General features: G+C 60.9%; 15 protein-coding genes. 9 read left to right on the top strand and 6 right to left on the bottom strand.

The window, feature by feature from the left end; genetic code table 11:
* Positions 1-121 precede the first annotated feature (121 nt).
* Complete coding sequence (gene apbC, locus CSV86_RS02245; RefSeq protein WP_009396492.1) at positions 122-1216, bottom strand: iron-sulfur cluster carrier protein ApbC; 1095 nt, start codon at positions 1214-1216, stop codon at positions 122-124.
* 154 nt (positions 1217-1370) lie between these two features.
* Here apbC and metG point away from each other — a divergent pair, with 154 nt between their 5' ends.
* The 7 genes from metG to CSV86_RS02210 all read left to right on the top strand — a co-directional run bounded on the left by metG (position 1371) and on the right by CSV86_RS02210 (position 7163).
* A complete protein-coding gene (metG, locus tag CSV86_RS02240; RefSeq protein ID WP_009396494.1) occupies positions 1371-3413 on the top strand; it encodes a methionine--tRNA ligase in 2043 nt (680 codons plus the stop codon).
* 59 nt (positions 3414-3472) lie between these two features.
* Positions 3473-4135: an Rnf-Nqr domain containing protein gene (locus tag CSV86_RS02235; protein WP_009396498.1), complete on the top strand. Its 663-nt coding sequence runs from the start codon at positions 3473-3475 to the stop codon at positions 4133-4135.
* Positions 4132-5103, top strand: coding sequence for an RnfABCDGE type electron transport complex subunit D (locus tag CSV86_RS02230; protein ID WP_009396500.1), 972 nt, complete (start codon positions 4132-4134; stop codon positions 5101-5103). Before CSV86_RS02235 ends, CSV86_RS02230 begins: the two co-directional genes overlap by 4 nt.
* The gene (locus CSV86_RS02225; RefSeq protein ID WP_009396502.1) at positions 5100-5708 is read left to right on the top strand and encodes an RnfABCDGE type electron transport complex subunit G; all 609 of its coding nucleotides are present in this window, start codon (positions 5100-5102) and stop codon (positions 5706-5708) included. The genes CSV86_RS02230 and CSV86_RS02225 overlap by 4 nt, the downstream gene beginning before the upstream one ends.
* A gap of 8 nt (positions 5709-5716) precedes the next feature.
* Complete coding sequence (locus tag CSV86_RS02220; protein ID WP_037059325.1) at positions 5717-6244, top strand: Rnf-Nqr domain containing protein; 528 nt, start codon at positions 5717-5719, stop codon at positions 6242-6244.
* On the top strand, positions 6241-6879 hold the full coding sequence (nth, locus tag CSV86_RS02215; RefSeq protein WP_009396506.1) for an endonuclease III: 639 nt from the start codon (positions 6241-6243) through the stop codon (positions 6877-6879). Before CSV86_RS02220 ends, nth begins: the two co-directional genes overlap by 4 nt.
* A gap of 104 nt (positions 6880-6983) precedes the next feature.
* Positions 6984-7163 carry a PA3496 family putative envelope integrity protein gene (locus tag CSV86_RS02210; RefSeq protein WP_009396510.1) on the top strand — a complete coding sequence of 60 codons (180 nt, stop codon included), beginning with the start codon at positions 6984-6986 and terminating at the stop codon, positions 7161-7163.
* A 67-nt stretch (positions 7164-7230) separates the two neighbouring features.
* Here the strand turns inward: CSV86_RS02210 and CSV86_RS02205 are convergent, their stop codons facing one another.
* The gene (locus CSV86_RS02205; RefSeq protein ID WP_009396511.1) at positions 7231-7857 is read right to left on the bottom strand and encodes a response regulator transcription factor; all 627 of its coding nucleotides are present in this window, start codon (positions 7855-7857) and stop codon (positions 7231-7233) included.
* Positions 7858-8320: 463 nt separating this feature from the next.
* On the opposite strand from CSV86_RS02205, the gene CSV86_RS31585 reads away from it, so the two are divergent.
* Complete coding sequence (locus tag CSV86_RS31585; protein ID WP_009396512.1) at positions 8321-8839, top strand: hypothetical protein; 519 nt, start codon at positions 8321-8323, stop codon at positions 8837-8839.
* Between the two features lie 30 nt (positions 8840-8869).
* Here the strand turns inward: CSV86_RS31585 and CSV86_RS02195 are convergent, their stop codons facing one another.
* From CSV86_RS02195 to CSV86_RS02180, 4 genes are all read right to left on the bottom strand, one after another.
* On the bottom strand, positions 8870-10087 hold the full coding sequence (locus CSV86_RS02195; protein ID WP_009396513.1) for an argininosuccinate synthase: 1218 nt from the start codon (positions 10085-10087) through the stop codon (positions 8870-8872).
* A gap of 128 nt (positions 10088-10215) precedes the next feature.
* Complete coding sequence (locus CSV86_RS02190) at positions 10216-11211, bottom strand: flagellar protein MotY (RefSeq protein WP_009396515.1); 996 nt, start codon at positions 11209-11211, stop codon at positions 10216-10218.
* A gap of 78 nt (positions 11212-11289) precedes the next feature.
* The gene (locus tag CSV86_RS02185) at positions 11290-12567 is read right to left on the bottom strand and encodes an ISL3 family transposase (RefSeq protein WP_000610830.1); all 1278 of its coding nucleotides are present in this window, start codon (positions 12565-12567) and stop codon (positions 11290-11292) included.
* Between the two features lie 12 nt (positions 12568-12579).
* Positions 12580-13584: a permease gene (locus CSV86_RS02180; RefSeq protein WP_040363373.1), complete on the bottom strand. Its 1005-nt coding sequence runs from the start codon at positions 13582-13584 to the stop codon at positions 12580-12582.
* 141 nt (positions 13585-13725) lie between these two features.
* Here CSV86_RS02180 and CSV86_RS02175 point away from each other — a divergent pair, with 141 nt between their 5' ends.
* Positions 13726-14040 (top strand): ArsR/SmtB family transcription factor, encoded by a 315-nt coding sequence (locus CSV86_RS02175; protein WP_000349485.1) that lies wholly within the window; start codon positions 13726-13728, stop codon positions 14038-14040.
* The last annotated feature ends 41 nt before the right edge of the window (positions 14041-14081 follow it).

Genomic DNA, 14081 nt, shown 5'->3' with positions numbered 1-14081 from the left:
AAAACCCGCCTCACGGCGGGTTTTTTTATGCCTGGATTTTAGGGTGTGACTACTGGCCCGCTGGCAAGCCAGCTCCCACACGTGTGGGAGCTGGCTTGCCAGCGATAGAGCCCGAACAGGCTCAGTCGTCGCTGATGGTGATATTGGGCATCGCCGGCGCCGCCGCCTCTTGCAGCACCAGCCGCGCGCCCACCGAGCGGGCCAGCTCCTGGTAGACCATGGCGATCTGGCTCTCGGGCTCGGCAATCGCGGTCGGCTTGCCATTGTCGGCCTGCTCGCGGATCAGCATCGACAGCGGCAGCGAGGCCAGCAGCTCGACCCCGTATTGCGCCGCCAGCTTCTCGCCGCCACCTTCGCCGAACAGATGCTCGGCGTGCCCGCAGTTCGAGCAGATATGCACGGCCATGTTCTCGACGACGCCCAGCACCGGGATATTCACCTTGCGGAACATCTCCACGCCTTTCCTGGCGTCGAGCAGCGCCAGGTCCTGGGGCGTGGTGACGATCACCGAGCCGGCTACCGGGACCTTCTGCGCCAGGGTCAGCTGGATATCGCCGGTACCTGGCGGCATGTCGATCACCAGGTAATCGAGGTCGTCCCAGGCGGTCTGGGTCACCAGTTGCAACAGCGCGCCGGAGACCATGGGGCCGCGCCAGACCATCGGCGTGTTGTCATCGGTGAGAAACGCCATGGACATGACTTCCACGCCATGGGCCTTGATCGGCACGAACCACTTCTGTTCCTTGACCTGCGGTCGGGTGCCCTCGGGGATGCCGAACATGATCCCCTGGCTCGGGCCGTAGATATCCGCGTCGAGAATGCCGACCCGCGCGCCTTCGCGGGCCAGGGCCAGGGCCAGGTTGGCAGCGGTGGTGGATTTGCCCACGCCGCCCTTGCCGGAGGCCACGGCGATGATGTTCTTCACATTGGCGAGGCCGGGAATCTGCGCCTGGGCCTTGTGCGGCTCGATCACGCAGTCGATGGTCACCTTGGCGGCGCCGACGCCGTCCAGCCCTTCGATGGCGGTCTGCAGGACCTGCGCCCAGCCATTCTTGAACAGACCGGCGGCATAGCCCAGTTGCAACAGCACGCCAACCCGGTCGCCCTCGATCACGATGGCGCGAACGCAGCCGGCGCTGACCGGGTCCTGGTTCAGGTAAGGGTCGGTGTATTGACGAAGGACGGCTTCAACCGCTGCGCGAGTGACGGCGCTCATGGAGACTCCCGATAAAAGACTGATCGAAACAGGCAGCTATGCTAACCCGTGTGTCCGCCCCGGGACGCCCACGGGGTGAAATATATTTCCCGGCGCTTTATAGTTGCCGATCACCGTTTTTCCCCTGATAGCCGAATTAAGTAGCCGAGCCCCCATGTCCGAGCCACGCCAGATCCTCGTTACCAGTGCCCTGCCCTATGCCAATGGTTCCATCCACCTTGGCCATATGCTCGAGTACATCCAGACCGACATGTGGGTGCGTTTCCAGAAGCACCGTGGCAACCAGTGCATTTACGTCTGCGCTGACGATGCACACGGCTCGGCGATCATGCTGCGCGCGGAAAAGGAAGGCATCACTCCGGAACAGCTGATCGACGGCGTGCAGAAGGAACATGCTGGCGATTTCGCCGATTTCCTCGTCGATTTCGACAATTTCCATTCCACCCACGCCGAAGAAAACCGCGAGCTGTCCAGCCAGATCTACCTGGCACTGCGCGACGCCGGCCACATCGCCACCCGCTCGGTCACCCAGTATTTCGATCCGGACAAGAAAATGTTCCTGGCCGACCGTTTCATCAAGGGCACCTGCCCGAAATGCGCGGCCGAGGACCAGTACGGCGACAACTGCGAGAAATGTGGCGCCACCTACGCGCCGACCGAGTTGAAGAACCCCAAGTCGGCGATTTCCGGCGCCACCCCGGTGCTCAAGGACTCCCAGCACTTCTTCTTCAAGCTGCCTGACTTCCAGGCCATGCTCCAGGAGTGGACCCGCAGCGGCACCCTGCAGGACGCCGTGGCCAACAAGCTCGCCGAATGGCTGGATTCCGGCCTGCAGGAGTGGGACATTTCCCGCGATGCGCCGTATTTCGGCTTCGAGATCCCGGACGAGCCAGGCAAGTATTTCTACGTCTGGCTGGACGCACCGATCGGCTACATGGCCAGTTTCAAGAACCTCTGCGCACGGCGCCCGGAACTGGACTTCGATGCCTTCTGGAACAAGGATTCCACCGCCGAGCTGTACCACTTCATCGGCAAGGACATCGTCAACTTCCACGCACTGTTCTGGCCAGCCATGCTCCAGGGCGCCGGCTACCGCAAGCCGACCGCGATCAACGTGCACGGCTACCTGACCGTCAACGGCCAGAAAATGTCCAAGTCCCGCGGAACCTTCATCAAGGCGCGCACCTACCTGGATCATCTGTCGCCGGAGTACCTGCGTTACTACTACGCCTCCAAGCTCGGCCGTGGTGTCGACGACCTCGACCTGAACCTCGAGGACTTCGTGCAGAAGGTCAACTCCGACCTGGTCGGCAAGGTGGTCAACATCGCCAGCCGCTGCGCCGGCTTCATCCACAAGGGCAACGACGGCGTGATGGTTGCCGGCGACGCCGCGCCGGAGCTGACCGAGGCCTTCCTCGCCGCCGCACCGGGGATCGCCGAGGCGTATGAAGCCCGTGATTTCTCCCGCGCCATGCGTGAGATCATGGCCCTGGCCGACCGTGCCAACGCCTGGATCGCCGACAAGGCGCCGTGGTCGCTGAACAAGCAGGAAGGCAAGCAGGACGAAGTCCAGGCCATCTGCGCCCAGGGCATCAACCTGTTCCGCCAGCTGGTGATCTTCCTCAAGCCGGTCCTGCCGGTGCTGGCCGCAGAGGCCGAGGCGTTCCTGAACGTCGCCCCTCTGACCTGGAACGATCACCTGACCCGCCTGGAAAACCACAAGCTGAACCCGTTCAAGGCGCTGATGACTCGCATCGAGATGGCCAAGGTCGAAGCCATGGTCGAAGCCTCGAAGGAAGATCTCGCCGCCAGCCAGGCCCCTGCGGCGCCAGCCGGCAACGGCGAACTGGCCAAGGACCCGCTGTCCCCGGAGATCGATTTCGATACCTTCGCCGCGGTGGACCTGCGCGTCGCCCTGATCGTCAAGGCCGAGGCCGTGGAGGGCGCCGACAAGCTGCTGCGCCTGACCCTGGACATCGGTGACGAACAGCGCAACGTCTTCTCCGGGATCAAGCCGGCCTACCCGGACCCGGCCAGCCTGGAAGGTCGCCTGACCATGATGATCGCCAACCTGAAACCGCGGAAAATGCGCTTCGGCGTTTCCGAAGGCATGGTCATGGCCGCCGGCCCTGGCGGTGAAGAGATCTACCTGCTGAGCCCTGACAGCGGCGCCAAGCCCGGTCAGCGCATCAAGTAACCCCGTCGCCCCGGCCTCACTGCCGGGGCGTTTTCATTGCATGGTCGGTGCCGGATGCCATGACCGAACTGATCCTCGCCCTGATCGGCGCCGCGCTGGTCAATAACATTGCTTTGCAGCACCTGCTGGCGATCGATCCCCTGCTGCGCAAGGAACGCGGCCCATGTGGGAGCGGGTTCACCCGCGATTGCAGTGGTGGATTCAAAACCGTAATCGCGGGTGAACCCGCTCCCACATGGGCCGCGTTTCGCGTCAAGGTGCATGCACTTGGCCTGGCGACGCTGGTAGCGATGTTGCTGGTCAGCGTTTCAGGCCAGTTGCTCTACCGCTACGCCCTGCAACCCCTGCAACTCGACTACCTGCGCCTGTTCGTCTTCCTTCCGCTTTGCGTGCTGGGCCCAGCGCCCATTCTCGCCGGCCTGCAACGCTGGCTGAAGGGCTGGCCGTTCACCAGCCTGCAGCCGCTATTGACCGGCAACGCCGCGCTGCTTGGCCTGTGCCTGCAACTGAGCGGCGAGCATCAAGGCGTGCTGCACGCCGCCATGGTCGGCCTCGGCAGCGGCCTGGGGTTCTGGCTGGTGCTGGCCCTGTTCGACGATCTGCGTCAGCGCAGCCAGCATGAAGATGTCCCAAGGGCCTTTCGCGGACTGCCCATCGAACTGATGGGCGCCGGGATCATGGCCATGGCGTTTCTTGGCTTCAACGGACTGTTCGCCTCATGAACACCGACCCGCGACTGCGCGATGCCATGCAACAGGTGTTGCTGGCGTGCCTGCCCGGCGTGCTGGTGCTGTTCTGGGTATATGGCTGGGGCGTGCTGTGCAATCTGCTGTTGTGCGCCGCCTCCGCCTTGCTGACCGAGGCCGCACTGCTGCGCCTGCGCGGGCACCCTGTGCTGCCCGCGCTGAACGATGGCAGTGCCCTGGTCAGCGCCTGCCTGCTGGCCGTCGCCCTGCCCGCCTATGCGCCCTGGTGGATACCGGTGATCGCGGCGGGCAGCGCCATCGCCCTGGGCAAGCAGCTGTATGGCGGGGTCGGGCGCAATCCATTCAACCCGGCAATGCTCGGCTACGCCGTGGTGTTGCTGTCGTTTCCCGTACCGATGACCCATTGGCCTGCACCCCAGGCGCTGGACCTCGGGCATGCCTTGCAGGCCCTGTCGGGGTTTGCCGAACGGCCGGATGCTTGGGCCCAGGCCACGGTGCTGGACGGCCTGCGGCAGAATCGCAGCCTGACCATCGACGAGTTGTTCGCCAGCCATGCCGGCTTCGGCCACCTGGCCGGGCGCGGCAGCGAGTGGGCCAGCCTGGCGTTTCTCGCCGGTGGGCTGTTCCTGCTGCAACGCAAGGTGATCAGTTGGCAGACGCCCGTGGCGATGCTCGGCAGTCTGTTCCTCGTCAGCCTGCTGTGCTGGAACGGTTCAGGGTCGGACTCCAACGGCTCGCCCCTCCTGCACCTGCTGGCAGGTTCGACCATGCTGAGCGCCTTCTTCATCGTCACCGAGCCGGTCAGCGGGCCGAAAACCCCGTGGGGCCGGTTGGTGGGCGGCGCAATGGTGGGTGTGTTGATCTACCTGATCCGCACCTGGGGCAACTACCCCGATGGCGCAGCGTTCGCGGTGCTGCTGATGAACCTCTGCGTGCCGGCGCTGGACCGCTTGGCACAACAGCGACGTCCGGAGACGGCATGAACGTACGCGGACCGCTTGTCGTGGGCCTGCTGACGCTGATCAGTGCAGGCGCCAGCATTGCCTGGCAGCACTACTGCGCGCCGCTGATCGCCGCTGCCGAAGAGGATCAACAGGCCCGGGCCTGGCTCGCGGTATTGCCAGAAGCGAGCTATGACAACCAGCCACTGCAGCAGCCGATCGCCCTGCCGGATCCTGACCTGGCCCATAGCCGCATTCAGGCCGGCTACCTTGCCAGCTTGCATGGCCGGTCCAGCGCGGTGCTGCTGCTGAGCCGTTTTCCGGGCTACGCCGGGCCGGTCGACCTGCTGATTGCCATCGACCGCGACGGCCGGGTGATCGCCAGTCGCGTGCTGCAACAGCAGGAAACCCTAGGCCTGGGCGCGCGCATCGCGGAGCCGGGCAATACCTGGCTGCAAGGCTTCAACGGCCACGGCCAGGGCAATACCCCGGACAGCGCCTGGGCGCTGAAACGCGATAATGGCCAGTTCGATCAATTGGCTGGCGCGAGCGTTACCTCCCGCGCCGTTATTCACGCGATCCAGGACGCCTTGCGCTACTTCGACCAGCATGCGCCGCAATGGCTAAACGAGGGCACAGCTCCGTGAAGAGCCCCGTGAATAGATCCTCCCTGGCCGTCCTCAGCCTGGCGCCACTGCTGGGCGCAAGCCAGACATTGCTGCACGCAGCGACCATGACAGCGCTGAGCGTCGTGGCGATTGTCGTGCACCGGGCCCTGATGACACCGCTGCGTCGGCAACTGGATGCAAGCTGCGCGATGATCGCCAGCGTACTGCTCGCCGCCGCCGTGGTGACCTGCCAGACCCTGACCCTGCACGCCTGGGCGCTGGAACTGCGCCAGGCCCTGGGTATCTACCCAGAATTGATCGCCGTGTCCTGCCTGCTGGTCGAACAGAGCCTAGGCTCGCCTGGCCAGTGGCGTCGCCTGGCGCTGCTGCTTGCTGGCTACGGCGCCCTTTTTCTGCTGCTCGGTGCCTGCCGCGAATTGCTCGCCAGCGGCTCCCTGCAGCTCGCCAACCTGGCACCGGGAGCGCTGTTGCTGCTCGGCCTGCTGCTGGCGTTGACCAAACGAGCCTGTCCGAAACAGGCCGCTCCGACCGTGAAGGAAACTGCTGACAGATGAATGCCACCAAACGCCTGGAGATTTTTCGCAGGCTGCACGAAGACAACCCCGAACCCAAAACCGAACTGGCCTACAGTTCGCCGTTCGAGCTGCTGATTGCCGTGATTCTCTCGGCGCAGGCCACCGATGTCGGAGTCAACAAGGCCACGGCAAAACTCTTCCCGGTGGCCAATACTCCCGCGGCCATTCATGCCCTTGGCGTGGAAGGGCTGTCGGAGTACATCAAGACCATCGGCCTGTACAACAGCAAGGCTAAGAACGTTATCGAAACCTGTCGCATCCTCGTCGAACAGCACGGTAGCGAGGTACCACAAACCCGCGAGGCGCTGGAAGCGCTCCCGGGCGTCGGACGCAAGACCGCCAACGTGGTGCTCAATACCGCCTTCCGCCAACTGGCCATGGCGGTGGACACCCATATCTTCCGTGTCAGCAATCGCACCGGTATCGCCCCGGGCAAGAACGTGGTGGAAGTGGAAAAAGCCCTTCTCAAGTTCGTGCCCAAGGCGTATCTGCTGGATGCCCATCATTGGCTGATACTGCACGGCCGCTATGTGTGCCAGGCGCGCAAGCCCCGTTGTGGCAGTTGTCGAATCGAAGACTTGTGCGAGTACGAGCACAAGACCTGCGACGATTGAAGAAATAGGAAAATTCAGCCAGTCCGATTGAAAAAATCTTTTTTACCAGTCTCTGGAATATCGATATAAGGGGCGCCAACGGCCCTCTTGGAACGGAGTGACACATGAGCACTGATAAAGAAGACCTGGATATAGACGACGACGCCCCGGTAGCCGAAGAGTTCGTTGCGGAAAACCCGGCGCTTGTCGCCAAGACCAACCTGAGCAAGCGCCGCACCATCGATAACCTGCTTGAAGAACGCCGCCTGCAAAGGCAACTGGCCGATTACGACTTCGATCTTTGAAACGCCATGGTCCGAAAACAAGAAAGCCTCCTGTGAAAGCGGAGGCTTTTTGCATTGCGGACCGGAATCAGACCAGGCCGTTGCGCTGTGCCAGTTCGATCAGGTCGACCAGGGAGCGGGCATTGAGCTTGAGTAACAGTCGGGTCTTGTAGGTACTGACGGTCTTGTTGCTGAGGAACATGCCGTCGGCGATTTCCTTGTTGGACTTTCCTTTCGCCAGTTGTTGCAGAACCATCATTTCCCGCCCCGACAGGCGTCCGACCATATCCGCCTCGCTGGAACCGCCAAGGTTGGTCCGCACCGAGTGCAATGCCTGGTTGGGGAAATAGCTGTACCCGGACAGCACGGCCTTGATGGCGCTGAGCAGCTCGGTCAGGTCCTGTTGCTTGCAGACGTATCCGGCAGCGCCGGCCTGCATGCAGCGCATGGAAAAATGCCCCGGTGCCTGGGAGGTAAGGACCAGCACCTTGATCACGATACCGTTGGCCGTCAGCCGCCCTATGACCTCCAGGCCATCGAGCTTGGGAATCCCTATGTCGAGGATGACGATATCCGGAAGATGCTCCCGGGCCAGTTGCAACGCATCGACGCCGTTGTCCGTTTCCCCAATCACTTCATAACCATGCCGGTCCATCAGCATGCGCACGGCCAAGCGAATGACAGGATGGTCATCGACGATCAGCACTTTATTCATGGGCAAGATCCATTCTTAAACTATTCGACTTATTAGAAGCCCGCACAATAGCCCAGTCGGTAGAAGCAATGCATGATCACTGCGACACGCATGTGCACGCTCAGAAAGGGACTACCCAAACAAAGGAAAAACCCTACGGATATTTCCTACAGGCAATGTATTTGAAAACAACTCCCCGCCATATTTGCATTAAATAGGCATATAACGATGCTAGCCGGGGAGGTCGAAAATATCGCTAAGAATATTGGCTGATCATATGCAGGAAATGTCCTTAATATCCCTGAAATAAGTCTGATTGCCATTGGATCCTTCATCCACCCTCGCGTCCTTCGCCCGTGGAAACAATGCTCCATCCAGAGCCTTCACCCCTGATACATGGATCCATTGCGTTGCACACTGCGTGCACCCTTCCTATTTCCCGCGCCGATACGCAGCTGAAGACCGCGAAACAGAGACCATGCCCATGAGCAGTCCAGAACCGAAGAGCCCCCTGACCATCATCGCCATCTTCGCCGGAATCATCGAAGCATCGGCCCTGGCGTCCTTACCGTTTCTGGATGAAAGCAGCCAGAGTATCTACACCTGGTTCCTCGTGGGTTTTCCACCGTTTCTGACATTGCTGTTCTTCCTGACCCTGAACTTCAATACCAAAAGTCTCTACGGCCCAGAGGAGGCCAGCAGTGAAAGTCATTATGAGGAAAGCGACATGCTGGCAGCGGACTTGTCGGAAAAAACTTCCCACCCTCAAACTTCTCCGACACTTGCACTTGAGTTTTCACACAGCCTGGAATATTCCACCGTTGTGCTTTCCGGCCCGGATGCGCAGGCCTTGCTTGAGGTCGTAGCCCGCCACGTCCTGCGCAAACCCCGCGCCGGGGGCGTGGTCATGCATAACGTAGAACTGGGTACCCGGGTCAGCATCGTCACCGAGAGTTCGCGCAACTCTTCCTCTGCGGCCGGGCATAAAAAAACCCGGCAATGAATGCCGGGTTCTTCATATCGCAGTGGCGAATCAGAGCGGCGAACGGCCCTTGCTCGCAGCAATGCGCATACGCAGGGCGTTGAGCTTGATGAAGCCGGCTGCGTCAGCCTGGTTGTACGCTCCGCCGTCTTCTTCGAAGGTGGCGATATTGGCGTCGAACAGCGAGTCGTCGGACTTGCGGCCGGTGACGATGACGTTGCCCTTGTACAGTTTCAGGCGAACCACGCCGTTCACATTGACCTGGGAGGCGTCGATCATCTGTTGCAGCATCAGGCGCTCAGGGCTCCACCAGTAGCCGGTGTAGATCAGGCTGGCGTACTTCGGCATCAGCTCATCTTTCAGGTGAGCGACTTCGCGGTCCAGGGTGATCGACTCGATGGCGCGGTGAGCCTTGAGCATGATGGTGCCGCCGGGCGTCTCGTAGCAGCCGCGGGACTTCATGCCGACGTAGCGGTTCTCGACGATGTCCAGGCGACCGATGCCGTTGGCGCCGCCGATGCGGTTCAGCTCGGCGAGTACGGTGGCCGGGGTCATCTCGACGCCGTCGATGGCAACGATGTCACCGTTGCGGTAGGTCAGCTCCAGGTAGGTAGCCTGGTCCGGGGCGTTTTCCGGGGAAACGCTCCAGCGCCACATGTCTTCCTCGTGCTCGGTCCAGGTATCTTCCAGGACACCGCCTTCATAGGAGATGTGCAGCAGGTTGGCGTCCATCGAGTACGGCGACTTCTTCTTGCCGTGGCGCTCGATCGGGATGCCGTGCTTCTCGGCGTAGTCCATCAGCTTCTCGCGGGACAGCAGGTCCCACTCGCGCCATGGCGCGATGACCTTGACGCCCGGCTTGAGCGCGTAGGCGCCCAGCTCGAAGCGGACCTGGTCGTTGCCCTTGCCGGTAGCGCCGTGGGAAATGGCGTCGGCGCCGGTTTCATTGGCGATTTCGATCAGGCGCTTGGCGATCAGCGGGCGGGCGATGGAAGTACCGAGCAGGTACTCGCCTTCGTAGACGGTGTTGGCGCGGAACATCGGGAACACGAAGTCTCGGACGAACTCTTCGCGCAGGTCATCGATGTAGATCTCTTTCACGCCCATGGCCTGTGCCTTGGCACGGGCCGGCTCGACCTCTTCGCCCTGCCCCAGGTCAGCGGTGAACGTCACCACCTCACAGTTGTAGGTATCCTGCAGCCACTTGAGAATCACCGAAGTATCAAGGCCGCCGGAATACGCCAGTACGACCTTTTTTACGTCCGCCATGCCATCACTCCACGGGGTTGTACGGAAAACCCCGGATTCTACCGCTCTCCGGCTCGAATTTACAGTGGGGCGACAGCTTGTGACGACAAAGCGACAGGAACTGTCGTGGGCGCGACGGGCGGTCGCGCTCAGGACTTCGGCGCAGGTTTGCCGGGCTGTGCCTGGGCCGCCGGACTCGCAGGCGCCGCAGAAGTTGCCGGCGCAGCGGCCGGCGTCGAGGCGGCGGGGATCACCGGATCCGCCGGCTTTTCCGCGACCGGTTTTTCGACCGGTGCAACGCGGTCGAGCTGGATGTTCACGCGTCGGTTGCGCGCACGGTTGGCTGCGGAGTTGTTGGCCGCCAGCGGATAACGCTCGCCGTGGAAACGCACCACGATGTTCTCTTCCGGCACGCCGTGGGCCTTGAGGTATTCCTGCACCGCCAGGGCTCGCCGGCGCGACAGGTCGCGGTTGGTCAGGCGGTTGCCGCTGTTGTCGGAATGTCCGTCCAGCTCGATATGGTTGACGGTCGGGTCGGCCTTGAGGAAATCGAGGATCACGTCGAGGCGCGCACGGGCGTCGGCATCCAGGTCGATGCCGTTGCCCGGGAAACCGATTCGCGCCTGGCGGATCTGGTCGAAGTTCATCGGCAGCAGCTTGGCCGAACAGGCCTGGTAATCAGCGTAGGCCTTGTTGAACCGGACCGGCAACAGGTGCACTTCCATGACCTGCCCGCCTTCGCCGGCATAGTTGCGGATCACCGTGCTGCGCCCGTCCATCAGGCCATTGATCAGGCGGCTGGCCTGGCCCTGGGAACTGTTGAACAGCACGCCGCTGCGGGCCATGCGGATCGAGCCGAGGTTGATGTCACCGCGCCCCGGCTGCCAGGGTGCGGCGGCGGCCAGCAAGGTCGCCGAGCCGCTGCCGAGCATGTTGTTGCCCGAGCGCAGGCGGAAGGTCGCCTGTTCACCGGCGCGGCGCACGAACTCGCCCGTGCCGAAATCGGCGATGGGCTGGATCAGGCGGCACTCGAACTGATCGCCTTCGACCTTCCATTCGATATTTTCCACTCGCGTCTGGAACGTGAGGGCGGCCACCGGAAAGCTGGCGAACAGACTGAGCAGGGCTATATAACGCTGGCGCACGGGCGGCTCCACAAAATTCCGGGTATACGGATTTAATGGTTGATGGGGCACCTTTACCCCACCAACCTGATACCATTATCAGATGGTTGATAGATCGACTCCGTAGTTGAGTTCCTCTGCGAAGTCCGGCAGTCCGTAACCGATGGTTTTCTTGTAGAAAGGAGAGACCTTCGCAGTCGGTGCCTTCTTCTTGTGCTTCGTGGTGTAGAGCATTCGTGCCCGCATCACCTCGAAGGAGTAACCGCGCCCTTCACGGTTCTTGTCCTTGGCCAGTCGGTTGATGGACTCCGTGTAAGCGTTGGTGACGGGCATGTCCGTCTCGAAGTAGGTCATGGTCTCTTCGCGCCAGTTTCCCACTGCCCTGACCAGATCGCTCCAGACTTCCTTTTGGCCCTTCGGGATGGTGGCTATCCACTCGTCCAGGGCGGCTTCTGCCTGGAGCCGTGTGGTGGCGTCCCAGATGCCGTAGAAGCGCTCCTTGTGCTCGTAGGCGGCCAGCAGTTGCGGGAACGCGCCTGTCCAGGTCTCCATGATGAGGCGCTCCCGGTCTGAGACTTCGTGAGCGCGTTTCAGCAGGATTTTCCGGTCTCCCTTGAGAGTCCGGCTCTGGGACGGTTTCAGCTCCTTTCTGAGGCCCTTGCGCACTCTCTCTAGGGCATCGTTGGCCATGCGCACCACATGGAACTTATCGACCACGATACGGGCCTGGGGCAGCACAGCCTTGACCGCTGCCCGGTAGGGGTTCCACATGTCCATGCTGACGATCTCGACCTTCTGCCGGTCTTTCAGCTTCATCAGGTAGTTGGTCACCACGTCCTGGCGGCGGGTGGCCAGCAGGTCGAGCAGGGTTCGCTCCTCAATGTTGGTCAGAATGCAGCGGTAGCGCTTGTTCAGGTATAGCTCGTCAATGCCCAGGATGCGGGGCGTCTCGAAGCGGTGCCAGCGCCCCAGGAACTCGGCGCGGGCGTTGAAGATGTCGCGCACCGTCTTCTCGTCCAGGCCGGTCTGTGCCGCCACAAAGGTGTAGGGGTGGTTGAAGGATTCCTTCTCCACGTACTCATGCAGCCGCAGTGTCATACGGAATCCGTCCACCATCTCCGGTAGCTGGGGCCTGAATGTTGTCTTGCAGGCCCGGCAGGTGTATCGGCGGCGGACCACCCAGAGAGTGACCCGCTTGCCGTGGATGGGCAGATCACGATAGGGAACGTCACGCTTGCCGAACCGCACGAACTCACCCTGCACGCCGCACCCCTCGCAGGCTACTGGTGTAGGTGCTTCAAGCCGAAAATGTATGTCTTCATTCTGCTCATCAGAATCCACCAACTGGTACCCAGGAAGGCTTAACGAATTAATCATCTCCCGCCTTGATCAGAAAAACAGGTAGGTGGCGTAACCGGCAATCATCGCCATAGCAAAAATGACTGCTAAAAACGCCGCTAAAAGCTTCAGCGTGAACAAAGAGCGCAACAGAATGAGCTCAGTCAGGCTGGCTCCGGCACTGCCGATGATCAACGCTAGCACCGTCCCGGCACCCACGCCTTTGGCCATCAGAGCCGCTGCCAGAGGTATGACGGCTTCAGCGCGAATATACAACGGCACGCCGATGACAGCGGCAACTGGAATGGCAAAGGGATTATCTGGGCCTGCATACTGCTCCAATAAGTCAGTGGGCATGAAACCATAGATCACGCTGCCAATCGCAATACCGATGAGCAGGTAAGGCAACACATCGATAAAGTCCGACCAAGCTTCCCGCCACACACCACTGTACTTCCCTTCTTTCTTAACCGTGACAGTGGGTTGACTGTCACAGCATTCGCTAGACGTAGAGACTGTTGTCTTCCTATCAGCCCCGCAAGAAGCCGTCTTCGGAGTGGTGTCGCAGCTGTTGGTGCCGCAACTCGATGCGGTCGATGTAGCACTGCACGGGCTTGCTGATGAACTACATCCACTGCTCTCTTGTGTCGCCGTCCGGCGCACATAACGCTCGAAGCCAAGCGTGTGAAGCAGCCATCCGGCACCTACCGCGACCACCAAAGCGGCGAGCACATAGATAGCAGTAAGTGTCCATCCAAACGTGGCAACCAGCAGGCCGACGACGATAGGATTCAGCAACGGAGATGAGAAAAGAAACACCATCATCGGCCCAAAACCGGCCCGTGCCCGAATCAACCCTTTCAACATGGGGATAGTCGAGCAACTACAGAAGGGCGTTATAGCTCCTAAACCAGCAGCAAGAAAATAGCCTCGCTTCCCACTGGAAGTCAGTAACGCTTCCACCTTGGATGGTGGGATGTGACGTTGAAGAACTCCGACCAGCAAGCTAATGCCAATGAATAAAACCGATAGCTCGATAGCGAGAAAGGCGAACATGCCTAGAGCGTCTTGGAGTTGAGATGACATTCAATATTACTCCTATATTTCTAGTATTGTCGAAATGATGTACGCAGCCTACTTGCGTTTATCCGACCTGTCAACTATAATTCTAGAAACATCGAATTATTGGGGCGTGCTATGGATCACGAAAAGGTTGCAGCCAGCTTAGCTGAGCTAGGGAATAGTCACCGACTGTCCGTGTTCCGCTTTCTGGTCAAAGCTGGCCATGATGGGGCTTCGGTCGGAGATATCCAGAAGGGGCTGGGTATTCCTGCTTCGACGCTATCACATCACCTTGCGCGCATGGCCAAGGTAGGGCTGATCCGGCAGGAGAAACATAGCCGCACGATTGTCTGTATACCCGAGTATGGGCACCTAGAGAATTTGATCGGTTTCTTACAAGAGGAATGTTGTGCAGGTGTCCGGATTGCGCATGAACCAGAACCGCTTTGACGCTTGCCCAGCTCTCGCTGTCCTCCCTAGTCAGCATCGCT

The organism is Pseudomonas bharatica CSV86 (assembly GCF_000319305.2).
Taxonomy (GTDB): Bacteria; Pseudomonadota; Gammaproteobacteria; order Pseudomonadales; family Pseudomonadaceae; genus Aquipseudomonas; species Aquipseudomonas bharatica.
Note: the sequence above shows the minus strand (reverse complement) of the source record. Positions and strands in the feature narration are given on the sequence as shown.